We start from the raw sequence: 23,634 nt of genomic DNA on the forward strand, positions 1-23,634 counted from the left end.
CCCCTATCTATTCTTCATTAATTCACGCTGAATACGTGCTAATTTTCCTTGTAAACTTCCGTCATAAATGCGATTTCCAATACGTACTTTAATGCCGCCTAGTAAATCTTCATCTACAACATTTTTTACGCGAATTGCATCTTTTCCCGTTCTCTTTGCAAATGCTTCTGCAATGTTAAGCTTCTCTTCTTCTGATAGAAGACGAATAGAATATACAGTTGCGTCCGCTACGTTACGTTCTTCATTAGCAAGAACAACATATTCATCTGCAATTTCAGGTAAGATATCAATGCGTTTGTTATCAATTAAAATATATAACGTATTTAAAATAGATTCAGAAACAGATCCGAATACGTTTGCAAGAAACGTTTTCTTCTGCTCTTTTGAAATGTTCGGTTGCGTTAAAAAGCTATGTAGTTCTCCGTTCTTTACATAAACGTTTTGTACAAGGCGTAATTCCTCTTCAAACATTTCTAATACGTGTTTTTCTTTAGCAATTTTAAAAAGAGCGACAGCATAACGTTTTGCTACAATCCCATTGCTCATCGCGCTTCTCCTACTTCTTTAATATAATCGCGAATTAACTTCACTTGATCTTCTTCTTTTAATTCTTTTTCAATTACTTTAGAAGCAATTTGAACAGATAAAGAAGCAACTTGTTCTTGTAAAGCAGCAATCGCTTGCTCTTTTTCGCGTTGAATTTCTTGTACAGCAGATGCTTTAATTGATTCTGCTTCTTCTTTCGCAGCAGCAACAATAACATCTTTTTGATCTACAGCTTGTTTTTTCGCTCTTTCGATTAACTCTTGTGCTTCAACACGTGATTGTTTTAACATTTCACGTTGTTCTTCTACTAACTTCTTCGCCTCAGCGTTACTTCTTTCTGCAGCGTCGATTTCATTAGTAACATGCTCTTCACGTTCTTTCATAATTCCCATTAAAGGACCCCACGCAAATTTGCGTAGCATTACTAATAGAAGTAAGAAAATGAACAATGTATAAGCAATCGTTCCAAATGGAATGGCAGCCCCTAATAATAAAGTTGGCACAAGGATTCACTCCCTTCAAAATATCTAAATTGATCATATGAAAAAAAAAGACATACGTTTCGTTCATAAAGCAATGGCGAAGAAAGTTCAAAAAACACTCTTCGCCATCTATGTAAGGGGAGTCTCCCTTATTTGTTCATTACGATGAAAGCAATAACTACACCGATGATTGGAAGTGCCTCAACTAAAGCAACCCCGATGAACATAATTGTTTGAAGTGCGCCTTTTAATTCTGGTTGACGAGCAACACCTTCGATTGTACGTGATACGATAAGACCGTTACCAATACCTGCACCTAATGCTGATAAACCAATTGCAATTGCAGCTGCGATTACACCTAAACTCATTTAATTTGTCCTCCTTTGTATTATAAAAAAATAAATTTTTTCTTACTTAAATTATATTAATGGTCATGGCTTACTTTATGAGCCATATAAACCATCGTTAACATTACGAAAATAAACGACTGGATTGAACCAACGAATACGCTGAATCCCATCCATGCTAACATCGGTACAAGCGCACCTAATGCTCCAAGGACTGTCGTCCCGCCTAACTTAGCAAGTAATCCTAATAAGATCTCACCTGCATAAATGTTACCGAATAAACGAAGACCTAACGTTAATGTGTTAGCAAACTCCTCAATAACCTTTAATGGGAATAAGAATTTCATAGGTTGGAAATAACCTTTAACGTATTCTTTCGTACCCTTCATCTTAATTCCATAATAATGGGTGAGGGTAACTACCATCACGGCTAATGTTAATGTAACTGCTGGATCAGACGTTGGTGATCTCCACCATGCAATATGTTCGCCAGCCTCAACTGTTGAATACATGAATGGTAAACCAAGGAAGTTCGATACGATGATAAACATGATAAGCGTAACGCCAAGCGTTAAGAATCGTCCACCTGTTTTCCAGTCCATCGTACTATTGATAATCCCTTTCACGAAGTCAAACACCCATTCCATGAAATTTTGCATTCCTGTTGGGCGAAGAGCTAAACTGCGAGTTCCAATAACAGCGATTACGAAAACAATAACTGCTGCTACAGTAACCATCATCACTGATGACAAATCGAACGTTAAACCTAGAAATTCAACTAATTTACCGTGTTCCACTAGTAATTCACCTCTCTTCCCTGCTCTTATACTCTAAATAAAGAAAATCTATGATCATGACAAGGTATCCTGTCAGCAATCCTACACCTAGGCCCCACATCGCAATTAACTCTTGATATTTGGCTGCAAATAAAATTAATAACCCAATCGTCGCGAACCTTGAATATGTACTTACAGCTGTCGCCTTAAACTTCACGTTTTCTCCATTTGTCACGCGATCTAATAGCTTGTCTGTTCTACGTGCAATGATGCGCAAACTAAGAAAACTGAAAATCGTTCCGATAATCAGCCCAAGAAATACATCCTTGTAAGAGGTAAATCCCCATCCTAGCACTAGAAGCGCAAGCAAGTAGTACATATATTTCTTTTGTCTTTGGACAAGTCCATGTACGTCTATCATCATTGCTCTCCCGAATAGTAATGTCGAATGAGTCGAATCATTGCGTATACCCCTGTTCCTAACCCGAGTAATAACCCTATAATAAGAAACAATGGAAACGTTCCAACCTTATTATCAATCCACTGCCCACCAAAGATTCCAACAAGAATAGAACCGACTAACTGAGCAAGAATACCTGACATTAAAGCATAAGCTTTTATATGGCTGCGATCGTTTTTTTGCAAGGATTCATCCCTCCAATATGTAACCCTCATTCACGATGTGTTAATAATAACTCATTTTTTTGCATAAATCCTATACAAAATAAAAAGTTTACATTTTCGTCACGGAATGGATGTATTTTTGTCACTGAAAGCCCTACCATCTATCCCCGTTGTTAGCATACAATAGGGTATTAACAGTGTCAACGAGAAATCGTAAAAAATCAAAAAATTTGAGTATTAGTCATTTCCTCCCAAAAATGAAAACGTTCCCCTTCTAAATACTGGTTAGAGATATGCAATTTCTAACAGTTTTCTCTTTATAATAGAAGGGAATGTTCACAAGTTTGTCACTATTATATTTTTAAGATATAACGCTTTCCTTCCATAATATAGTGCTCTTTAGACGTAAGACTTCTATATTATATGTGATGTGTATGCAACTTATGTTGTATATACTATGTATATTTATCCCCCTCCCCTGCCTCAGCGAGGCGCAAAAAAAACGAGAGGGGAATCCCCTCTCGTCAGTTGTCTTACTTCGTTCCGAATAAACGGTCACCAGCATCACCAAGGCCTGGTACTACATATCCGTGGTCATTTAATTTCTCATCTAATGCTGCTACATAAATATCAACATCAGGATGTTCTTCTTGTACTACTTTTACTCCTTCTGGAGCTGCAACGATACACATTAATTTAATTTGTTTTGCACCGCGCTTTTTCAGAGAGTTAATTGCTTCAGCTGCAGAACCACCTGTTGCTAGCATCGGATCTAGTACGATAAAGTCACGCTCTTCTACATCCGTTGGAAGTTTCACATAGTATTCTACCGGTTGCAATGTTTTAGGGTCACGGTATAAACCAACGTGTCCTACTTTTGCTGCTGGAATTAATTTCAGAATTCCATCAACCATGCCTAAACCTGCACGTAAAATCGGAATTAAACCAAGTTTTTTACCAGCGATCACTTTTGTTGTCGCTTTGCTTACAGGTGTTTCAATTTCAATGTCTTTAAGTGGAAGATCGCGAGTAATTTCGAAAGCCATTAAGCTTGCTACTTCGTCCACTAATTCACGAAAATCTTTCGTACCTGTATTCTTATCGCGAATATATGTAATCTTATGTTGAATTAACGGGTGATCAAATACATACAGTTTTCCCATGTGAATCTCTCCTTTAGATGATATTCATGCGTTTGCACGCTTTTTTACACTATTTACGATTGTAAAGAAAACGCTACTAATATTCAAGGGCAAATTTGGCAAAATCATGATTTTACAATGAATCTATCTAGTATCTTTACCAATTATGGGAGCTGTATCCTTCATTATATCGCCAAAATTTATTCATCATTTGTATACATACTTAATGAAGAATATATGTCCAAAAAAAAAGACTGCCAAAACAATTACGTCTCAGCAGTCTTCTTTCATCTATTATAGATCTGTGTACATTGGGAATTTGCTCGTTAACGCTTCTACACGCTTACGTGCTTCTTCTAATGCAGCTTCATTTTCATGATTTTTTAATGTGTAAGCAATAAGTGACGCAATTTCATCCATTTCTTCTAAACCGAAACCACGAGATGTTACAGCTGCCGTACCGATACGTACACCGCTTGTTACAAATGGGCTTGCTGTTTCAAATGGAATTGTATTTTTGTTCACTGTAATACCAACTTCATCTAATACGTGCTCTGCTACTTTACCTGTGATTTCTAAGTTACGAACATCAATCAGGATTAAGTGATTGTCTGTTCCGCCAGAAACAAGTGTAAGTCCTTCTTTTTGAAGACCTTCAGCTAAGCGGTTCGCATTATTAATAATATTTTGTGCATATGTTTTAAACTCATCTTGTAGTGTCTCTCCAAATGCAACAGCTTTTGCAGCGATTACGTGCATAAGTGGACCACCTTGAATACCAGGGAAGATTGATTTATCAATTTGTTTTGCAAATTGCTCTTCACATAAAATCATACCACCACGTGGGCCACGTAATGTTTTATGTGTTGTCGTTGTAACGAAATGTGCATGTGGTACTGGGTTTGGATGTAAACCAGCAGCTACTAAACCAGCGATATGTGCCATATCAACCATAAAGTATGCACCCACTTCATCTGCAATCTCACGGAATCGTTTGAAATCGATCACACGAGGATACGCACTTGCACCCGCAACGATTAATTTTGGTTTATGTTCTTTCGCTTTTGCTAATACATCATCGTAATTAATACGGTGAGATTCAGCATCCACGCCATATTCTACGAAATTATATTGTACTCCACTGAAGTTAACAGGGCTTCCGTGTGTTAAGTGACCACCATGAGATAAATTCATACCAAGTACTGTATCGCCTTGCTCTAAAATCGTGAAGTATACTGCCATGTTCGCTTGTGCACCAGAATGCGGTTGAACATTTACATGCTCTGCACCAAAAATTTCTTTCGCGCGATCACGTGCGATATCTTCTACTACGTCTACGTGCTCACAGCCACCATAGTAACGTTTTCCAGGATATCCTTCAGCATACTTATTCGTTAAAACAGAACCTTGTGCCTCCATTACTGCTTCACTTACGAAGTTTTCCGAAGCAATTAACTCAATCTTTGAACGCTGTCTTCCTAGTTCTGCCTCAATTGCAGCAAATACCTTTTCATCTTGACGTTTTAAATGATCCACCAAAATCCCCCTTTTCTGAACGAATTACATCGATTCCCAATAGTTTTTTCTCATTTATTCAGAAAAAACGAAAATTCAGGTTGTAATTCTTTCGAACCTTCATGTTTTCAACTACATTCTAACATGACTTTCTTTATCATAAAAGAAAAAAAAGACCGAAAATCGGTCTTTTCTTTCTTCTATGATAAAGTCAGACAACATACCTCGTTCGTAGGATAATGTGCAACTTTAACGGCAAATGATAGTCTCTTCAGCCGCCGCATAAACAGCACGTGCTCCACCAATTAGTTTTCCACGTGTTGTTGCCATCGTTACATGCGCACTTCCAATTTCCTTCACACTTGTACGAACCGGAACAGCTACATGCTTTAAATGCATACCGATAAATGTATCACCAATATCCATTCCCGCATCCGCTTTAATAAACTCAATTACTACCGGATCTTTCAAATTATGATAAGCATATGTTGCTAATGCACCACCTGCTGATCTAACAGGCGTAACTGTTACAATTTCAAAGTGATATTTCATTGCCAACTCTCTCTCAACTACTAAAGCACGGTTTAAATGCTCACAACATTGAAACGCCAACTCAATACCTGTTTGCTCTTGAAATTGTTTTAATTCAGAAAAAATCGCCTCTGCTACTTCCATCGTTCCTGATGTTCCAATTTTCTCTCCTAGCACTTCGCTCGTACTACACCCAACTACAAAAATTTGACCACTTTGTAATGAAGCTTGTTCTTGGAAATCAGAAAGCGAAATTTGTAGCTGTTCTCTTACCTTTACGATTTCTGTCATTACGCCTCTTCCTTTCACAGGTTGGTTCACCAAATTATATTTCATACTACTTCTAGTTAGAATCTATTACTTTGCTTCGTATGTTTTAATTTTTCCTACGCGGTTTTCGTGACGGCCACCTTCATAGTCAGTTGTTAACCAAATTTTTGCGATGTCACGAGCTAGACCAGCACCAATTACACGCTCGCCCATTGCTAACATGTTAGTGTCATTATGCTCTCTCGTTGCTCTCGCGCTGAACGTATCATGAACTAACGCACAACGAATACCATTTACTTTGTTTGCAGCAATTGACATACCGATGCCTGTCCCACAAACTAAAATACCACGATCTACTTCGCCATTCGCTACCATTTCCGCTGCTGGAAACGCAAAATCAGGGTAATCAACAGAACCAGCTTCACATTCACAACCTAAATCAATATATTCAATATTTAACTCTTCTAATAAACTTACAAGTTCTTTACGGATATTCATACCGCCGTGATCAGATGCTACTACTACTTTCATTTTTACCCCTCCAAAGTTTCAATCAATTATCTTCATTTCTCACTCGATACCTTAATGGTACGAAGTGATCTCCAATATCGTATTATACACGAAACATCAACCTTCTGAATGTTTTTTCAGTAAAGTTTGTACAAGTTTTTCCATCTCTTCTAACGTTTCTTTATAAGTAGAAAGTGAACCGCCAAATGGATCTGAAATATCTTTACTTATCCCCTCAGTTACTCCATATAATGTATCCACTTTCTTTTCAACGCTCGGATAATGACCAAGGACAATTTGCCTATGATTTTCCGTCATTGTTACTACCATATCAGCCCAATCAAGCAAAGCTTCGTTTACTTGCTGCGCGGCATGATTGATTGCAATTCCTTTTTCAGCTAAAGCTTCCTTTGCATGTACCGACGCATCACTTCCAGGATAGGCGAAAACACCAGCAGATTGCACTTCAAACTTACCTTCTCCATGATGACGAAGTAACGCTTCAGCCATCGGGCTACGGCATGTATTTCCAGTGCAAATAAATAACAATCGTTTCATCCAAACCCACCCCTTTTCTTCTTTTCCTACCTTTTATCATAACGTACATAAGAATAGAACAAAAGAAATGTGAATATACAAAAGGCGCATTTCCCTTATATTTTTTCTAAGAAAATGCGCCTTATCCACATATATGTGAAACCCTATTTCCAAGTGCCTAGGGTATTTTAACATACATAGTAAGCGTACTACAAAACAAAATAAGGAATCCATTTCATACGAAACGGATTCCTCTTATACAATAATTATTTCATTGTAACTTTCATTACTTCTGTTGAACCTTTTGTAGCTGTTACGCCTACAGTTGTCTTAATAGACTCAGCTGCATCTGTATTTGTAATAACGATTGGAGTAATTGTGCTTTTCGCTTTTTCACGAATTAATTCTAAGTCGAATGAGATTAATTTATCTCCAGCTTTTACAGCTTGGCCTTCAGAAACATGAGCTTCGAAACCTTCGCCTTCCATTTTTACAGTTTCTAATCCAACGTGGATTAAAATTTCTGTACCGTTTTTCGCTTTAATTCCGATAGCATGTTTCGTGTGGAATAATTGTACGATTTCACCATCAACTGGAGATACAACTACACCTTCAGTAGGATCGATTGCAACACCGTCACCCATCATACGACCTGCGAATACTGGATCTGGTACTTCTTCAATATTTTTCACTGCTCCAGTTAATGGAGCTACGATTGTTTCTTCGTTTGTTTTTGAACCAAGACCGAATAATTTTTTAAACATAGGATAGTCCTCCTTATAATTTACCTAAAAGTTTATAGGGCAATCCCTAGTAAAGCTCGGGATACATGTAAGACTTCATACTTCGAATATTATACTGTAAAAACGCTTTCGAAATAAATTACGTCATTACTAATAGACTCTTATTGTAGCTCTTTGCAAAATTCCAGTCAATTCTGATTGTCTGAATAACAATAAGAAAATTAACTTCTACTTATATTTTCTCTTTTTTTACCCTACTTGTCTAGAGGTCTTTACTACATTTTATTTTTTGTCGTTAATTTGTAAAATTAATTTCAAACTTTTTTCAAAATCCGCTTGACTAAAGTAAGTAACTATTTTATTATTACTTACATAAGGTAAGTTAATAACTTTTAGGAGGTTTTCAAAAATGATGGATTTCGGTCTTCTTATTATTCGTCTTATTATAGGTATTACATTCATGGGTCATGGTGCTCAAAAATTATTTGGTTGGTTCGGCGGTTACGGTTTAAAAGGAACAGGTGGCTGGATGGAATCAATCGGTTTACGCCCTGGTGTATTCATGGCATTTATGGCTGGCGCAACTGAATTATTAGGTGGTTTCTTATTCGCATCAGGTATTTTCACTGCAATTGGTTCATTATTTATCGTTGGAACAATGTTAATGGCAATCTTCACTGTTCACGGAAAAAATGGTTACTGGGTAACCCAAAACGGATATGAATACAACTTAATGTTAATCGCCGTTGCTATCGGGGTAGCTTTAATCGGACCTGGTGCATACGTTTTATTATAATTTTTATCTTGAATTCGAGATTATTTAGACGGAACTTACTTCATTGTAGTTGAAGTAAGTTCTTTTTATGTAATAAAAATATTATTTTCAGCAGGAGTTTTCCACTAACATCTTGTAAACAAACAATAAGTCGTCATATTTAGAAAGGGGATTTCAAGCATGTTATCCATTAATCCAAATGAACAATCGGAAAAAGAGAATTACAAATTATTAACAGGAAGTATCATTCCACGCCCTGTCGCATTCGTTACTTCTGTAACAAAAGACGGCATATTAAACGGCGCACCATATAGTTATTTCAATATTGTCGCTGCTAATCCACCACTTATCTCAGTTTCTGTACAACGAAAAGCTGGAGAAAGAAAGGACACTTCCCGAAACGCAATTGAAAAAGGGGAATTTGTCGTACATATCTCTGATGAATCATATGTAGCGGCAATTAACGAAACAGCAGCTAATCTCCCGCCAAATGAAAGTGAAATTGAACTGGCAAAACTAACACCAATTAAAAGTGATGTCATCTCCGTTCCAGGTGTAAAAGAAGCAAATATTCGAATGGAATGCGTACTAGAACGTGCAATTCCTCTTGGCGGAACAGAAGACTCACCAGCTTGCGATCTACTAATCGGACGCGTCGTTCGTTTCCACGTCGCAGAACACCTATACGAAAATGGACGCATTCATGCAGAAGGACTAAAACCAGTAAGCCGCCTAGCAGGACACAACTACGCAAAACTAGGAGAACAATTTGAATTGGTTAGGCCAGTTTAAAAGCGAAAGCGGCTCGCTCAGAATCGCAGGGCATTGGAGCTCTCGACCTTGAAGCGCTTTTTGCTTCATGCGAGAGAGCGAAATGACCGGAGATTCTAGCCGCTGGAGCTGGATATTATCTAAAAGCGGAAGGGGCTTCGCCCAGAATGGGAGGAGGATGGAGCTTCTGACGTAGAGGCGCTTTTTGCCTCGCAGGAAGACGCGAAGCCACCGACCATTCTAGCCGCTGGAGCTGGATATCATCTAAAAGTAAAGGCGTCCCGATTCCTTCCATCACTTAAACATAAAAATCCCCTGCTAAATAGCAGGGGATTTTTTATTGTAATTCTTCCTTCTTCTCTTCTAAAGTAGGCATTTTCTCTTTTTTCGGTTTCCCTAGCTTAATTACGAAGAAGTATAGGGAAAGCAGCGTAATCAGAAAAACAATTAAAAACGGGTACGGAGAATAAAAAGCACGCGCTGCCTCCGTTTTTCCCGCAACAAACTTCAATGACTCAATATCTAAAAACTCAGCAAACATCTGTACACCGAGCATACTAAACCAAAAAACAAAAAAACTAATAATAATACCAAAAACTTGCTTCAATCTCGTCATTCATCTCATCCTTTCTATATCTGTAATTTTTAGTGCAATAAATATAGTACAAACAAAATATGCACAGAAAGGAACTATCTCACCATTCACGAATTAACTTAATCCAACCTAACATCGAAATTTGCAAAATAATACCCCAAATTATAAGTCTTCTTAGCCATCGAGGAAAGAAGGTTAAAAACTTAACATACCATTCCAATAGCTTGTTCATAATTCCCTCCTACATAAAATTATATAGGAAAAAGGATATATAATCCAAATCCAACCAGAATGATACCACCTACTATCTCACCATATGTACCGAGCATATCTTTCGCATGTCTACCAATTAATAAACCAATCCATGCTAATAACATACTAACAAATCCAAAAAGTAATATCGTAATAATTGTCTGTGCTCCGTAAATACCAAGACTAAGTCCTACTGAAAAACTATCTATACTAACGCCAAATGCAAAGACAAATAAGCTAATTCCAATAGGGGCCGTTCTAGTCTCTTCATTCTCCAAAATAGAGGAATATACAATATAGAATCCTAGTCCAATTAGTAAAATAGCACCTGCAAAATGTGCAATATCTCCATACTTCTCTGATAAAAAACGACCTAATACCATCCCTATAAATGGCATGATAATATGAAAAATCCCTATCGTCATACCGATATACAGGATTTGTCTTACCTTTAAGGTCATCATCCCCATACCAAGACTCACCGAGAACGCATCCATTCCTAAGGCGAATGCCATAATTATTAAAGGTAGTAGCTGTTCAAACGTCATTCATGTCCCTCCTCGGACGTGCTACTTCACAATATGCTTATCCGAGGAGAAATATTCTGTTTGCTAATCTTACCTTATCATTCAGTAATAATATGATGTCCTGCCGCTTTTGTTAAGCGATTCATAATTGCATTTCCTATTCCTTCATTCGGGAATGATTCGCTAAAAATAACATCCACTTCACTTGCATCAAACGTTCTAAGTACATCATATAATTTAGTCGCAACGCTAGCTAAATCACTTCGAACACCACAAGATAATATAACATCCGCGCTATATATATGCTGATACTCTTCTGTCGTTAATACGCCCACCTTGAATCCTTCTTCCTTCTTCTCATCCACAAGGTGCTGAATAAACTCACGTGATCCTTCAACAATACTAAGTGGCGCTTTCGGTGCATAATGTGTATATTTCATTCCAGGTGATTTCGGTTTTTCTTTCTCATCCTTTAAAGCCGGATCTAAAGAAACCGTACCAATCACCGCTTCCAATTGTTCCTTCGTAATCCCGCCTGGGCGTAATATCGTCGGAATAGTGCTCGTACAATCAATTACAGTTGATTCAACACCTACTCCGGTTGCACCACCATCTACAATACCTGCGATTTTCTCATTTAAATCTTCATATACATGAGACGCTAGCGTCGGACTTGGACGCCCAGAACGATTTGCACTCGGTGCTGCAACAGGTACATTTGCCTCTTCAATGAGAGCAAGCGCTACTGGATGATCAGGCATTCTTACTCCAACTGTATTAAGTCCTGCCGTCACCTTCTCTGAAATTCCTTCTTTTCTAGGTAAAATAATTGTTAACGGACCTGGCCAAAAATGCTCCATTAACTTCTCTGCAACTGGCGGAATTTCCTTCACAATCCCATCTAATTGCGATTTTGTACCGATGTGAACAATAAGTGGATTATCACTCGGTCTTCCTTTCGCTTCAAAAATTTTCGCGATTGCTTCATCATTCATAGCGTTTGCGCCTAGTCCATATACCGTTTCTGTAGGGAAGGCAATCGCCTCGTTTTCCCTTAATAATTTTGCTGCTTCTTGTAACTGTGGATAATATTTTTTTCTTTCCACAACATTATCCACAACCCACATATTTGTATGCATTTTTTCCCACGTCCTTTTCTACCCTGAAATACTTGTCTATTTTTAGTTTACTATGAGATTTATCCAAAAGACAAACAAGGTTTATCCACAAAATGTGGATAAACCTAATTAATCCGTGGATAACTTTGTGAATAGCTGACAATTTAGTATTATTGCATTTGGCTCTTTTATATTTTTACAAAAGTGTTCTAACTGTCGAATTCCCTCTGGTACGTTTTCTTTCTCTATAGTAACAAAGTCAAAAAACTGAAAGATTGTTATTGATTGTGGATGATTTGTTAGTAAGTACAGTTGTCGAATATTTTTTTCTTTCATATACTGCAAAAACATTTCAAAAAAATATAAGAAAGTCTGTTTATCCACATTAGGTGTGAATAAACAAGAACGAATAAGTGCGTTTTCTTCACTTTGTTCATATCCAATGACAGCCCGTATTTCTTCCGCCTCTTCCAAAATCATAAATTGCGCGTACAACTCATTTATTTTATCATCTTTTTTATTAGCTTGTCCGAAAAAAGAATGCAATCTTTCCACATCTGCTTTCGTCGCAAAATATACCTTCTTCATAGTAAATCCCTCCTCTTTTTTATATATGAGAAGGAATCTACTAATAGTACTATTTAGAGAATAAAGATGTAAAAGCCTCTACAATAAATAACTTAACTTCCGGCTTTTCTTCTTCCTCCTCTACTTTTACATACTCATTTTGTTTATCTTGTTTTTGTTCCACAGGTTTCTCCACTTTTTCCACAGTTTTTGTTTCCTCTTTACTTACAGATTGTTCTTCTACTTTCGTTTCATTTTTTACTACTTTCTTTTCAGAAGCTGTTACTTTTTTTGCGACTTCCTGCTTTACAACTTTCTTTTCTTTCACCTCATCCTCTTTTTTCTCTTCTGTATCTACTACTTCCTCATCTATTTGTTTTACCTGCTCCTCTTCAGGAGATTCAGCCTTCACAACATGTTCTTCTTTCCTTACAGCTGTACCACTTGAAAAATCTAAGAAACACATCGGTGGAAACAATACACACCACCAGTTTGCCCCTTCACCTTCTCCAATTGTAATCAATACTGCCTCATATTCCCCTGCTGGATAAATAAAATTCCCATATACCTTTGTAGGAAACTTTACATTCTTACTGAATTTCACTTGAAATGAATCTTTACTTCCTTCTTTTTTCAACGTATTGGCCACTGTTTTTTCGATTTCTGGAATATGACTTTGAATGACTTTACGCGCCTCTTCAAATGAAGTTAAATCCGCTACCCATCCATCAATTTGCGCTTTTACTTCATCACGCACTTTGCGCTTTAACGCCTGATCTTTATCTGAATCACTATTTGCTAAAATCCGTAATCGAACGGCCTCTTTCGGAATAACTGAAGGCCCTTTCGCATCAGCTTTCATATATCCAAACTGCACAAGCAACTGTGCACCAATTAATAATAGAAGAAGATAAGCAATAACTTGTTTTTTCATTTCCTCCACCGTCCCTTCTACAAACAGTGTGGACAGACTTTCATCTTTCTAAACTATTAAATTCAAAATCTATATAAATTTTTGCACAAAAAATAGAGTAAGGCGTGAACCTTACTCCATCTCTGCAAATACCATACGATCTTTTCCATTAATATCAAAAACAACCTCAACATGAGCATGTGGGAAAGCTTGTTGTAACAGCCCCTTCACGTCCTCACCTTGCCCTACTCCAATTTCAAACGCCACAATTGCTTTTTTCTGTAACACATTCGGCAACTCTTCCATAAAACGGCGATAGAAATCTAATCCGTCTTCCCCGCCAACAAGCGCTCTCTTTGGCTCATGCTCTTTCACCACAGGAGAAAGACCACGCCAGTCTTCTTCCGGTATATATGGAGGATTTGAAACAACAACATCTAACTTTTGACCTGTTTTATAAAATGGTGATAATAAATCACCGTGATAGAACGTTACTTCTGCACCCAAAGTTTTTGCATTTTCTTTTGCAACTTCAATCGACTCCTGCGCAATATCTACCGTATACACATGAAGATTTTTATTTTCTAAAGCAAGTGTAATCGAAATCGCTCCGCTACCCGTACCGATATCTGCTACATGTAGTTTCTCATCACCAAAATGGCGCTCGATTCTTTCTAATACTCCTACTATAAGCTCTTCTGTTTCCGGTCTTGGTATTAATACTTCTTCATTCACAAAGAACGATCGTCCATAAAACATTTCATAACCAATCATATATTGAATCGGAATACCTTCTACATGCTTGTGGATAAACTCTGTAAAACTTGTTTCTTGTTCAACAGTTATTTCTTCACGCATATTCATAAGTAATCCTGTTCGGTTCACCTTTAATACATGACAAAGGACAATTTCTCCCGCATTTTCATCTCGTCCATTTTCCTGTAAAAAAGAAGAAGCCCATTTCAGGGCTTCATAGACACGCATTACTCAGCTGCCTCCATCTTTTGAGCCTGATCTTCCATCACTAAGGCATTGATGAAATCATCTAACTTACCTTGTAAGATTTGATCTAGCTTTTGAATCGTTAAACCGATTCGATGGTCTGTAACACGGTTTTGCGGGAAGTTATACGTACGAATACGCTCTGAACGATCACCTGTACCAACAGCTTGTTTACGGTTTTGATCATACTCAGCTTGTGCTTCTTGTCTAAACTTATCATAAACACGTGCGCGTAATACTTTCATCGCTTTTTCTTTATTCTTAATTTGTGACTTCTCATCCTGACATGATACAACTACACCAGTCGGTAAATGCGTTAAACGTACCGCTGACATCGTTGTATTAACGCTCTGTCCACCAGGACCACTAGAAGCGAATGTATCAACACGAACATCTTTCTCATGAATATCGATTTCTACTTCTTCTGCCTCTGGTAATACAGCTACAGTTGCTGTAGATGTATGAATACGGCCACCAGATTCCGTTTCAGGAACACGTTGTACACGGTGCGCACCATTCTCGAATTTCAGCTTCGCGAAAGCACCTTTACCGTTAATCATAAAGATAATCTCTTTATATCCACCTAACTCTGTATAGCTAGCCTCAATAATCTCCGTTTTCCAGCCCTGTACCTCAGCGTAACGGCTATACATACGGTATAAGTCACCAGCAAATAAAGCTGCCTCGTCGCCACCAGCAGCTCCACGAACCTCAACGATAACGTTCTTATCATCATTAGGGTCTTTTGGAACAAGTAAAATTTTCAGACGCTCTGATAACGTTTTATCTTGCCCTTCCAATTCAGAAACCTCTTCTTTTACCATTTCACGCATCTCAGCGTCTAACTTATCTTCTAACATTGCTTTCGCATCTTTTAATTGCTCACGAACATCTTTATACTCACGATACACCTCTACCGTTTCCTGTATATCAGATTGTTCCTTTGAATATTCACGAAGCTTATTTGTATCACTAATAACCTCTGGGTCACTTAACAATTCATTTAACTTCTCATAACGATTTTCAACAGCTTGCAAACGATCTAACACATCATTCACCTCTACATCCTAGTATCTAATACAAATAGTATATGGTACTTACTCAAAAAAACGCAAATTATATTTAAAAGCGCAAGCGGCTTGCACCGCCCACTCTCTCTATTCTGAAAAAAACCCGCCTTGCGCAGCGAGTTTTACTTATCTTTGTTTGCAGGAACTGCATGACAATGACGACAACGTGGTTCATATGATTCTGAAGCTCCAACTAAAATAATCGGATCATCGAATGCCGCTGGCTCTCCATCAATTAATCGTTGTGTACGACTTGCTGGAGATCCACATACAGAACATACCGCTTGTAGTTTTGTTACATGTTCAGCAATCGCCATCAGCTGAGGAACTTGTCCAAATGGTAGACCACGGAAATCTTGGTCTAAACCAGCTACAATGACACGATAGCCACGATTTGCTAATACTTGCACCACTTCCACAATGTCCCCATCAAAAAATTGCACCTCATCGATTGCAATAACATCCAGCTCTTCTGTAATATGTTCAAATATATCCTTTGAAGCTGAAACAGGAACTGCTTTTACCTTTAATCCATTATGTGATACAACATCTTCTTCACTATAACGATTATCAATACATGGTTTAAATACAATTGCATGTTGTTTTGCAAATTGCGTACGACGCACACGGCGGATTAGCTCTTCTGATTTGCCAGAAAACATACTACCGCAAATCACTTCAATCCAGCCATTTTGATTTATTAAGTACATGAAGCTCTCCTTTCATCTACTTTTTAGCTAAAAGTAGGGTAAAGGTATAATATTTTCGCAAAAAAAACAGACAAGCGAATAGATACACTTGCCTGTTTTATGTTTTTATTACTTAATACCGTATTTCTTATTGAAGCGGTCAACGCGTCCGTCTGCAGTAGCAAACTTCTGACGTCCAGTGTAGAATGGGTGAGAATCAGAACTGATCTCAACTTTTAGTAATGGATAAGTGTTACCATCTTCCCACTCAACAGTTTCGTTAGATCCTTTAGTAGATCCGCTTAAGAATTTGAAGCCTGTGTTTGTGTCCATGAATACAACTTTCTTGTAATCTGGGTGAATTCCTGCTTTCATTCTTTTCATCTCCTTCCGCCCTGAATCATTTTCGAAACAGAGTTTTTCATCTTCAGCTGCATACACAACTATATTGATGAAACACATATGATGAAATTATAACAAGGCTAACTTCATTTTGCAACTACCTGTTTTTGTCTTTTTAAATTTAAAGTGGAGGTGGCTCGTTCAGCTCTGACCAGCTAAGGTTCTCTCGTACAAAAGGTGCTTTTCACCTTAAGTAGCGGAAGTTCTTAGACACGAAGAGCTAGCCGTCGGAACTGGATATCATTTAAAAGCGTACGCGACTCATTCAACTCCAACTATAATCAACCAATATCCTTCCACTCATATCTCTTTAACATCACCTAAAAAAACATAAAAAACTCGCTTACCACAAAATAAGCGAGTCCCAATCTTTTCCCTTTACTTAGTTGTTACATATCTTTTCGAATCTGCAACAATGTTTTGTAAAAATTCTTCATTTGTCTTTGTTTGACGAAGTTTACGTAAGAAACTTTCAACAAAGTCTGGTGTATCACGCATTGTTTTACGAATACCCCACAACTTGTCTAAATGTTCTTTCGGAATTAATAGATCTTCTTTACGTGTACCAGAACGACGAATATCAATTGCCGGGAAGATACGACGCTCAGCTAATGAACGATCTAAGTGAAGTTCCATATTTCCAGTTCCTTTAAATTCTTCGTAAATTACATCGTCCATACGAGATCCTGTATCAACAAGCGCTGTTGCTAAAATAGTTAAGCTACCGCCTTCTTCAATATTACGTGCAGCTCCGAAGAAGCGCTTCGGTCTATGGAAGGCAGCTGGGTCGATACCACCCGATAATGTTCTACCACTTGGCGGAATAACAAGGTTGTAAGCTCGCGCTAAACGGGTAATACTATCCATTAAAATGATAACATCTTTTTTGTGCTCTACAAGACGCATTGCACGTTCTAACACAAGTTCCGCTACTTTAATATGATTTTCTGGTACTTCATCAAAAGTAGAACTTACAACATCTCCTTTAACAGAACGTTCAATGTCTGTTACTTCCTCTGGACGCTCATCAATTAAAAGTACAATTAATTCCGCTTCCGGATGATTTGTTGTAACACTGTGTGCGATTTCTTTTAATAGACTTGTTTTACCAGCCTTTGGAGGCGCGACAATTAAACCACGTTGTCCAAATCCAACTGGTGCAATTAAATCCATGATGCGTGTCGGTAACTTTTTCGGTTCCGTTTCCAACTTCATTTGGCGATCTGGGTATAATGGTGTTAATGCAGGGAAATGCACACGCTCTTTTGCTGAATCTGGATCATCTCCGTTTACAGCTTCAACTTGTAATAACCCAAAATAGCGTTCATTTTCTTTCGGAGGTCGTACTTTACCAGAAACTTTGTCTCCATTACGTAAATCGAAACGACGAATTTGCGAAGCTGAGATATAAATATCTTCTGAGCTTGGAGAATAGTTGATAGGACGTAGGAATCCAAATCCTTCTGATTGAATAATTTCTAATACGCCTTCCATGAAGAAGAAACCTTCTTTTTCTGCTCGAGCTTTCAAAATAGAAAAAATTAACTCTTTTTTCGTTAATTTGCTATAATACGAAATCTTAAATTCTTTCGCAAGCTCGTATAACTCTTTTAATTTCATGTTTTCTAATGCTGCAATTGACAAATTCATTCAGACACCACACTTTAACGTTATTCTCTTTTCACATGGGTAAAGGGAAAAAATACGGAAGGCAAATAATTAATAATGAAAGGCAATAAGTTCAAGTAGGGTAATATTCACTATTGTAACCCTTTTATCTAGTTTTAATCAATACGTTGGAACACAAATACAAGAAGCGAAGACAAGAAAGTTTGTCTTCGCTTTTTATATTTCTTACTTTTTTCTACTCACTCTATTTTAAATGGCGATAAATAGGCCATTTATGCTTCTGAGCAAGCCGCTTCCACCTTTTATTTAATCCAGCTCCGGTGGCTAGAAGGGTCAGTCATTTCACCCCTTCCTGCGAGGCACAAAACGCCTCTTCGTCAGGAGTTCCAATGCCTTCCCCTTCTGAGCAAGCCACCTCCGCTTTTTACTTAATAACCAAGTTTGGTTTTTTATTCAAGCTATGACGTCCATCTACGAAGCGTACTGTGCCTGATTTTGCACGCATAACAAGAGATTGTGTTGTTCCTACGCTACCTTTAAATTGAACGCCGCGTAATAGTTCTCCGTCTGTTACACCTGTTGCTGCAAAGATTGCATCGTCACCTTTTACTAAGTCCTCCATGCGAAGGATACGGTTGATGTCTTCTATACCCATCTTTTTGCAACGCGCCAATTCAGCTTCGTTTTGTGGTAATAGTTTTCCGTGAATCTCGCCGCCTAAACATTTTAATGCAACTGCTGCTAATACACCCTCAGGTGCACCACCAGAACCGAATAAAATATCTACACCAGTACGATCAAATGCAGTATTAATTGCGCCAGCTACGTCTCCATCATTAATCAATTTAATGCGAGCACCAGCTTTACGAATTTCTTCAATAATCGCTTGATGACGTGGACGGTTTAAAACTGTCGCTACAACATCTTCAATATCTTTATTTTTCGCTTTCGCAACTGCACGTAGGTTATCAATAATAGGCGCATCAATATCGACTGCCCCAACCGCTTCTGGGCCAACCGCGATTTTATCCATGTACATGTCAGGAGCATGTAACAAATTGCCGTGATCTGCAATTGCAATAACAGCAAGAGCATTCCATCCACCAGCTGCCACGATATTTGTCCCTTCTAAAGGATCAACTGCAACGTCTACACGTGGACCATATCCTGTACCTAATTTTTCTCCGATATATAGCATTGGCGCTTCATCCATTTCACCTTCACCAATTACAACTGTACCTTTCATCGGAATTGTATCAAATACATCACGCATAGCTGATGTTGCCGCACCGTCTGCTTCATCCTTTTTCCCGCGTCCCATCCAACGCGCTGATGATAAAGCTGCAGCCTCTGTTACACGTACTAACTCCATAGATAAACTTCTTTCCACAATAATCCCTCTCCTTTAAGTCTTTATATTTCTGCCGTATTTTGTGAACCGTGTTTTTCTATAAAGTGTACTTCCGCAAGTAGTGATGCTTCGCTTCCCCCTTGCGGAAGTATCACTTATGCGTTCTTCATCTCTTCAATTTCTTGCTTTGTCATTTGTTCTCGCCAAATGTTTGCACCAAGTCCTTTAAGCTTGTCTACTATATTTTCATAGCCTCGATCAATATGCTCAAGTCCGGTTACTTCTGTAATTCCATCCGCCATTAATCCTGCAATAACAAGAGCCGCTCCAGCTCGTAAATCACTTGCTTTCACTTTTGCACCTTGCAACAAAACAGGACCAGTTACAATTGCCGAACGACCTTCTACTTTAATTTGTGCATTCATACGACGTAATTCATCAATGTGTTTAAAGCGTGCACCGTAAATCGTATCCGTTACAACACCCGTTCCATGCGCCTTTGTTAAAAGTGTTGTAAATGGCTGTTGTAAATCTGTTGGGAAACCTGGGTATACAAGCGTTTTTATATCAACTACTTTTAATCTTCCATTACCGTTCACTGTAATTTGGTCATCATTCGTTTCAACTTGGACACCAGCTTCTCTTAACTTCGCCGTAACTGACTCTAAATGTTGAGGAATAACATTATCAACTGTCACTTCTCCTCCTGACGCAGCACCTAGAATCATATACGTACCCGCTTCAATACGATCTGGAATGATCGTATGATGACAACCATGCAGTGAATCCACACCATCAATTCGGATTACATCTGTACCAGCACCTTTAATACGTGCACCCATGCTTGTTAACAATGTAGCTACATCAATAATTTCTGGTTCTTTTGCTGCGTTTTCAATAACAGTTCTACCTTTCGCGCGCACAGCTGCTAGCATAATATTAATCGTAGCTCCTACACTAACAACATCTAAATAAATACGTGCACCACGTAGTTCATCTGCTCTTAAATAGATAGCACCTTGTTCGTTTGTAACATGTGCACCTAACGCTTCAAACCCTTTAATGTGCTGATCAATTGGCCTCGGCCCTAAATGACATCCACCCGGAAGCCCAATAACAGCTTTTTTAAAACGGCCAAGCATCGCACCCATTAAATAATAAGAAGCACGCAGTTTTTTCACTTTTCCGTTTGGTAAAGGCATTGCAACCATGTTAGAGGGATCGACTACCATCTCTTCCTCCTGTCCATAAGTTACTCTTCCTCCAATTTCCTCTAGTAAGTCTCCCAACATTTTCACGTCCGAAATATTAGGAACACCACCAATAGTTACTGGAGTATCTGCTAAAATTGTCGCTGGAATTAGTGCAACGGCGCTGTTCTTTGCACCACTCACGCGAATTGTTCCATTTAAAGCTCTTCCGCCTTCAATTAGCAATTTTTCCATATTGAGCTCCCTTCTTGTGAATGTATTTACTTTCCATATTTTTATAGAAAGCTCCCCTTAAGAATCTCACTTACTTTCCATCCCAAAACTCAATAAATAGGAAACCATTATCTTCATTTCTCCTGTAATACAAAAAGATAAAGATTAACTATTCATCGAATTCACTTTATCAATTTAGATACGTTATCACATTTATTAATAGGACTATGCACATTATTTTCTATTTCAAATACAAAATGATAAAATCTTTAGACTTGTTCACGCTTTCATTATACAACGAAAGGAAACCGTCTAAAAGACTAGACGGTTTCCAAAACGGAATTTTATTCTTACGCTTTACCGTTAGAACCGAACTCACGCATTTTACCAGCAACAGTTGCTTTAATAGCGTCGCGGCCAGGTCCGATAAATTTACGAGGATCGTAAACTTCTTGGTCTTTGTTTAATACTTCACGAACAGCTTTTGTAAACTCGATTTGGTTCTCAGTGTTTACGTTAATTTTTGAAGTACCTAAAGAGATAGCTTTTACGATATCAGCAGTTGGGATACCAGTACCACCGTGTAATACTAAAGGTACGCCAGTGAAGTCACGAACTTGTTCCATTTCAGCGAATCCTAAGTTAGGCTCACCTTTGTAAGGACCGTGTACAGAACCTAAAGCTGGAGCTAGGCAATCGATACCTGTTGCTTCAACAAGGTGCTTACACTCTGCAGGATCAGCGTAAATTACGCCTTCAGCGATTACGTCGTCTTCTTGTCCGCCAACTGTTCCAAGCTCAGCTTCAACAGATACGTTACGAGCGTGTGCGTATTCTACTACTTTTTTAGTAGTTTCAACGTTTTCTTCGAATGGGTGGTGAGAAGCGTCGATCATTACAGATGTGAAACCTGCATCGATTGCTTCTTTACATTTTTCGAAACTTGAACCATGGTCAAGGTGAATCGCTACAGGAACAGAGATGTTCATTTCTTCGATTAAAGCTTTAACCATAGCTACAACTGTTTTGAAACCAGTCATATGACGAGCTGCACCCTCAGATACACCTAGGATTACAGGAGATTTTTCTTCTTCCGCAGCAGCTAAGATAGCTTGAGTCCACTCTAAGTTGTTCATGTTGAATTGACCAACTGCGTATTTTCCTTCTAGTGCTTTGTTTAGCATTTCTTTCATAGAAACTAAAGGCATGGTGAATCCTCCTAAAAAACGTTTTTTGTATCCGATAAGTTCTTATCGCTGGTAGTATGACCAGAATAAGGTAAAATATGTATATCTACATACCGGACTTTTTTCTACACTCAATAGGATAACAACTTGTACTAAAAAACTCAACCGTATTCACCTGCTCAATAGTCCATGTAAACGCTTTTTTCCATATTTTTTATAAAAAATTCATTTTTACGCCTCTACAGCGAGCTCATTTCTCACAGCTTGACGAATTTCATCAATATCAAACGGTTTAGCAAAATGCATTAAAGCTCCTAAATCTTTTGCTTCTTGGATCATATCAAACTCTCCATAAGCAGTCATTAAAATTACTTTAATACTCTCGTCAATTTCTTTTACATGCTTTAAAATCTCTATACCATCCATGCCTGGAATTTTCATATCTAACACTACTAAATCCGGATTATCTTTTTTTACGATATCTAAAGCTTGAAATCCATTTGCTGCTTGGAATGTCTGATAACCTTCTTTTTGGAACACTTCATGTAACAACACACGAATGCCATATTGATCATCAACGATTAAAATTTTACCTTCCATAATTCCCAACCTTTCTGTGTAAATACAAGATTTAAAGCTTCTTATATCTTAACGATTTATTTTCGCTATTCTTTGGCAAATTCCTTCCTATTCTTTCTTATTTTACCGTTTACTATTTCGTTATGCCACCCTTCGATTTCACCTTTCTAAAAAAATGAACTATAATGAAAGCCGGCAAACACGTACGAAGGGAGTCACATTATGTTAAAAATTTTTTCAACTCAATTAAGTGGTTATTTCTCCAGAGTTTCCCAAAAAGAGGAAATGAATATAGAAGATAGCGCCCGTCTACTTGCTCAAGCATTAGTTGGCGAAGGTTTCATTTATTTACATGGTACAAATGAAATGGAGGGCGTTGTTGCTGAAGCACTATTCGGTGCTGAACCAATGAAGCAAGCAAAACGATTATATGAAGATGGTAAAGAAGTAGAAGTAACTTCTGCAGATCGTGTACTTCTTATTAGCCGTTTTTCAACAGATGAAAAAGTTGTAGCAATAGCAAAAAAACTTCAAGCCAACGGACACTCTATTGTCGGTATCTCTGCTATTCAAGAAGGTACTGAATCGCTAGAGCAATATACAGATGTACATATTGATACAAAGTTATTAAAAGGTCTTATTCCAGACGATGAAGGTAATCGCTACGGATTCCCAAGCTTAATGATAGCTTTATTTGCATATCACGGGATCAAATTTACAATCGATGAAATGTTAAATGAATATTAAAAAAAGCGCCCTA

General features: G+C 38.0%; 31 protein-coding genes. 3 read left to right on the forward strand and 28 right to left on the reverse strand.

Annotated elements, in window-relative coordinates:
* Positions 1-3: 3 nt before the first annotated feature.
* The 13 genes from atpH to ATN06_RS26960 form a co-directional block, all read right to left on the reverse strand.
* Complete coding sequence (gene atpH, locus ATN06_RS26900; protein WP_000064682.1) at positions 4-546, reverse strand: F0F1 ATP synthase subunit delta; 543 nt, start codon at positions 544-546, stop codon at positions 4-6.
* Positions 543-1,049 (reverse strand): F0F1 ATP synthase subunit B, encoded by a 507-nt coding sequence (gene atpF, locus ATN06_RS26905; protein ID WP_001142618.1) that lies wholly within the window; start codon positions 1,047-1,049, stop codon positions 543-545. Before atpF ends, atpH begins: the two co-directional genes overlap by 4 nt.
* Before the next feature lie 128 nt (positions 1,050-1,177).
* A complete protein-coding gene (gene atpE, locus ATN06_RS26910; RefSeq protein ID WP_000052064.1) occupies positions 1,178-1,396 on the reverse strand; it encodes a F0F1 ATP synthase subunit C in 219 nt (72 codons plus the stop codon).
* Positions 1,397-1,452: 56 nt separating this feature from the next.
* Positions 1,453-2,172, reverse strand: coding sequence for a F0F1 ATP synthase subunit A (gene atpB, locus ATN06_RS26915; RefSeq protein ID WP_060632954.1), 720 nt, complete (start codon positions 2,170-2,172; stop codon positions 1,453-1,455).
* Between the two features lie 7 nt (positions 2,173-2,179).
* Positions 2,180-2,572 (reverse strand): ATP synthase subunit I, encoded by a 393-nt coding sequence (locus ATN06_RS26920; protein ID WP_000567600.1) that lies wholly within the window; start codon positions 2,570-2,572, stop codon positions 2,180-2,182.
* Entirely contained in the window at positions 2,572-2,796 is a 225-nt protein-coding gene (locus ATN06_RS26925; protein ID WP_001171223.1) for an AtpZ/AtpI family protein, read from the reverse strand. The genes ATN06_RS26920 and ATN06_RS26925 overlap by 1 nt, the downstream gene beginning before the upstream one ends.
* A gap of 26 nt (positions 2,797-2,822) precedes the next feature.
* Positions 2,823-2,936 (reverse strand): DUF4024 domain-containing protein, encoded by a 114-nt coding sequence (locus tag ATN06_RS26930; protein WP_060632955.1) that lies wholly within the window; start codon positions 2,934-2,936, stop codon positions 2,823-2,825.
* A 372-nt stretch (positions 2,937-3,308) separates the two neighbouring features.
* The gene (upp, locus tag ATN06_RS26935; protein WP_000517539.1) at positions 3,309-3,938 is read right to left on the reverse strand and encodes a uracil phosphoribosyltransferase; all 630 of its coding nucleotides are present in this window, start codon (positions 3,936-3,938) and stop codon (positions 3,309-3,311) included.
* A 273-nt stretch (positions 3,939-4,211) separates the two neighbouring features.
* Positions 4,212-5,453, reverse strand: coding sequence for a serine hydroxymethyltransferase (glyA, locus tag ATN06_RS26940; RefSeq protein WP_060632956.1), 1,242 nt, complete (start codon positions 5,451-5,453; stop codon positions 4,212-4,214).
* Positions 5,454-5,681: 228 nt separating this feature from the next.
* A complete protein-coding gene (locus ATN06_RS26945) occupies positions 5,682-6,299 on the reverse strand; it encodes a TIGR01440 family protein (protein WP_110093270.1) in 618 nt (205 codons plus the stop codon).
* A gap of 21 nt (positions 6,300-6,320) precedes the next feature.
* Entirely contained in the window at positions 6,321-6,764 is a 444-nt protein-coding gene (rpiB, locus tag ATN06_RS26950) for a ribose 5-phosphate isomerase B (protein WP_060632958.1), read from the reverse strand.
* Positions 6,765-6,860: 96 nt separating this feature from the next.
* Positions 6,861-7,301: a low molecular weight protein arginine phosphatase gene (locus ATN06_RS26955; protein WP_060632959.1), complete on the reverse strand. Its 441-nt coding sequence runs from the start codon at positions 7,299-7,301 to the stop codon at positions 6,861-6,863.
* A 245-nt stretch (positions 7,302-7,546) separates the two neighbouring features.
* Positions 7,547-8,044 carry a PTS sugar transporter subunit IIA gene (locus ATN06_RS26960; RefSeq protein WP_000473666.1) on the reverse strand — a complete coding sequence of 166 codons (498 nt, stop codon included), beginning with the start codon at positions 8,042-8,044 and terminating at the stop codon, positions 7,547-7,549.
* A 388-nt stretch (positions 8,045-8,432) separates the two neighbouring features.
* Here ATN06_RS26960 and ATN06_RS26965 point away from each other — a divergent pair, with 388 nt between their 5' ends.
* The gene (locus ATN06_RS26965; protein ID WP_000968618.1) at positions 8,433-8,819 is read left to right on the forward strand and encodes a DoxX family protein; all 387 of its coding nucleotides are present in this window, start codon (positions 8,433-8,435) and stop codon (positions 8,817-8,819) included.
* Positions 8,820-8,978: 159 nt separating this feature from the next.
* Positions 8,979-9,590 carry a flavin reductase family protein gene (locus ATN06_RS26970; protein ID WP_060632960.1) on the forward strand — a complete coding sequence of 204 codons (612 nt, stop codon included), beginning with the start codon at positions 8,979-8,981 and terminating at the stop codon, positions 9,588-9,590.
* A 316-nt stretch (positions 9,591-9,906) separates the two neighbouring features.
* Here the strand turns inward: ATN06_RS26970 and ATN06_RS26975 are convergent, their stop codons facing one another.
* The 15 genes from ATN06_RS26975 to spo0F all read right to left on the reverse strand — a co-directional run bounded on the left by ATN06_RS26975 (position 9,907) and on the right by spo0F (position 22,895).
* A complete protein-coding gene (locus ATN06_RS26975) occupies positions 9,907-10,185 on the reverse strand; it encodes a DUF3935 domain-containing protein (RefSeq protein WP_000197472.1) in 279 nt (92 codons plus the stop codon).
* Between the two features lie 79 nt (positions 10,186-10,264).
* On the reverse strand, positions 10,265-10,396 hold the full coding sequence (locus tag ATN06_RS29645) for a hypothetical protein (protein WP_001037634.1): 132 nt from the start codon (positions 10,394-10,396) through the stop codon (positions 10,265-10,267).
* Between the two features lie 19 nt (positions 10,397-10,415).
* Entirely contained in the window at positions 10,416-10,964 is a 549-nt protein-coding gene (locus ATN06_RS26980; RefSeq protein WP_060632961.1) for a manganese efflux pump MntP, read from the reverse strand.
* 77 nt (positions 10,965-11,041) lie between these two features.
* The gene (locus tag ATN06_RS26985; RefSeq protein WP_060632962.1) at positions 11,042-12,082 is read right to left on the reverse strand and encodes an L-threonylcarbamoyladenylate synthase; all 1,041 of its coding nucleotides are present in this window, start codon (positions 12,080-12,082) and stop codon (positions 11,042-11,044) included.
* Between the two features lie 108 nt (positions 12,083-12,190).
* Positions 12,191-12,649: a GNAT family N-acetyltransferase gene (locus ATN06_RS26990; protein ID WP_000758435.1), complete on the reverse strand. Its 459-nt coding sequence runs from the start codon at positions 12,647-12,649 to the stop codon at positions 12,191-12,193.
* Positions 12,650-12,698: 49 nt separating this feature from the next.
* Complete coding sequence (gene spoIIR, locus ATN06_RS26995; RefSeq protein ID WP_060633207.1) at positions 12,699-13,562, reverse strand: stage II sporulation protein R; 864 nt, start codon at positions 13,560-13,562, stop codon at positions 12,699-12,701.
* Between the two features lie 111 nt (positions 13,563-13,673).
* Entirely contained in the window at positions 13,674-14,525 is an 852-nt protein-coding gene (prmC, locus tag ATN06_RS27000) for a peptide chain release factor N(5)-glutamine methyltransferase (RefSeq protein WP_060632963.1), read from the reverse strand.
* The gene (prfA, locus tag ATN06_RS27005; RefSeq protein ID WP_060633208.1) at positions 14,525-15,592 is read right to left on the reverse strand and encodes a peptide chain release factor 1; all 1,068 of its coding nucleotides are present in this window, start codon (positions 15,590-15,592) and stop codon (positions 14,525-14,527) included. Before prfA ends, prmC begins: the two co-directional genes overlap by 1 nt.
* Positions 15,593-15,735: 143 nt before the next feature.
* The gene (locus ATN06_RS27010; RefSeq protein ID WP_000280859.1) at positions 15,736-16,323 is read right to left on the reverse strand and encodes a thymidine kinase; all 588 of its coding nucleotides are present in this window, start codon (positions 16,321-16,323) and stop codon (positions 15,736-15,738) included.
* A 108-nt stretch (positions 16,324-16,431) separates the two neighbouring features.
* Positions 16,432-16,677 carry a type B 50S ribosomal protein L31 gene (locus tag ATN06_RS27015; RefSeq protein WP_060632964.1) on the reverse strand — a complete coding sequence of 82 codons (246 nt, stop codon included), beginning with the start codon at positions 16,675-16,677 and terminating at the stop codon, positions 16,432-16,434.
* A 405-nt stretch (positions 16,678-17,082) separates the two neighbouring features.
* Complete coding sequence (rho, locus tag ATN06_RS27020; RefSeq protein ID WP_001053903.1) at positions 17,083-18,354, reverse strand: transcription termination factor Rho; 1,272 nt, start codon at positions 18,352-18,354, stop codon at positions 17,083-17,085.
* A gap of 403 nt (positions 18,355-18,757) precedes the next feature.
* Positions 18,758-19,723 (reverse strand): class II fructose-bisphosphatase, encoded by a 966-nt coding sequence (glpX, locus tag ATN06_RS27025; protein ID WP_000442336.1) that lies wholly within the window; start codon positions 19,721-19,723, stop codon positions 18,758-18,760.
* A gap of 116 nt (positions 19,724-19,839) precedes the next feature.
* The gene (gene murA / locus ATN06_RS27030; protein WP_060632965.1) at positions 19,840-21,129 is read right to left on the reverse strand and encodes a UDP-N-acetylglucosamine 1-carboxyvinyltransferase; all 1,290 of its coding nucleotides are present in this window, start codon (positions 21,127-21,129) and stop codon (positions 19,840-19,842) included.
* Between the two features lie 329 nt (positions 21,130-21,458).
* Positions 21,459-22,316, reverse strand: a complete 858-nt coding sequence (locus tag ATN06_RS27035; protein WP_001131847.1) for a class II fructose-bisphosphate aldolase — start codon at positions 22,314-22,316, stop codon at positions 21,459-21,461.
* 210 nt (positions 22,317-22,526) lie between these two features.
* Positions 22,527-22,895, reverse strand: a complete 369-nt coding sequence (spo0F, locus tag ATN06_RS27040; protein WP_042514069.1) for a sporulation initiation phosphotransferase Spo0F — start codon at positions 22,893-22,895, stop codon at positions 22,527-22,529.
* Between the two features lie 201 nt (positions 22,896-23,096).
* Between spo0F and ATN06_RS27045 the strand changes: the two genes are divergently transcribed.
* Entirely contained in the window at positions 23,097-23,621 is a 525-nt protein-coding gene (locus ATN06_RS27045; protein WP_060632966.1) for a DUF2529 domain-containing protein, read from the forward strand.
* The last annotated feature ends 13 nt before the right edge of the window (positions 23,622-23,634 follow it).

The sequence above is a fragment of the Bacillus thuringiensis genome, assembly GCF_001455345.1.
GTDB lineage: Bacteria > Bacillota > Bacilli > Bacillales > Bacillaceae_G > Bacillus_A > Bacillus_A thuringiensis_N.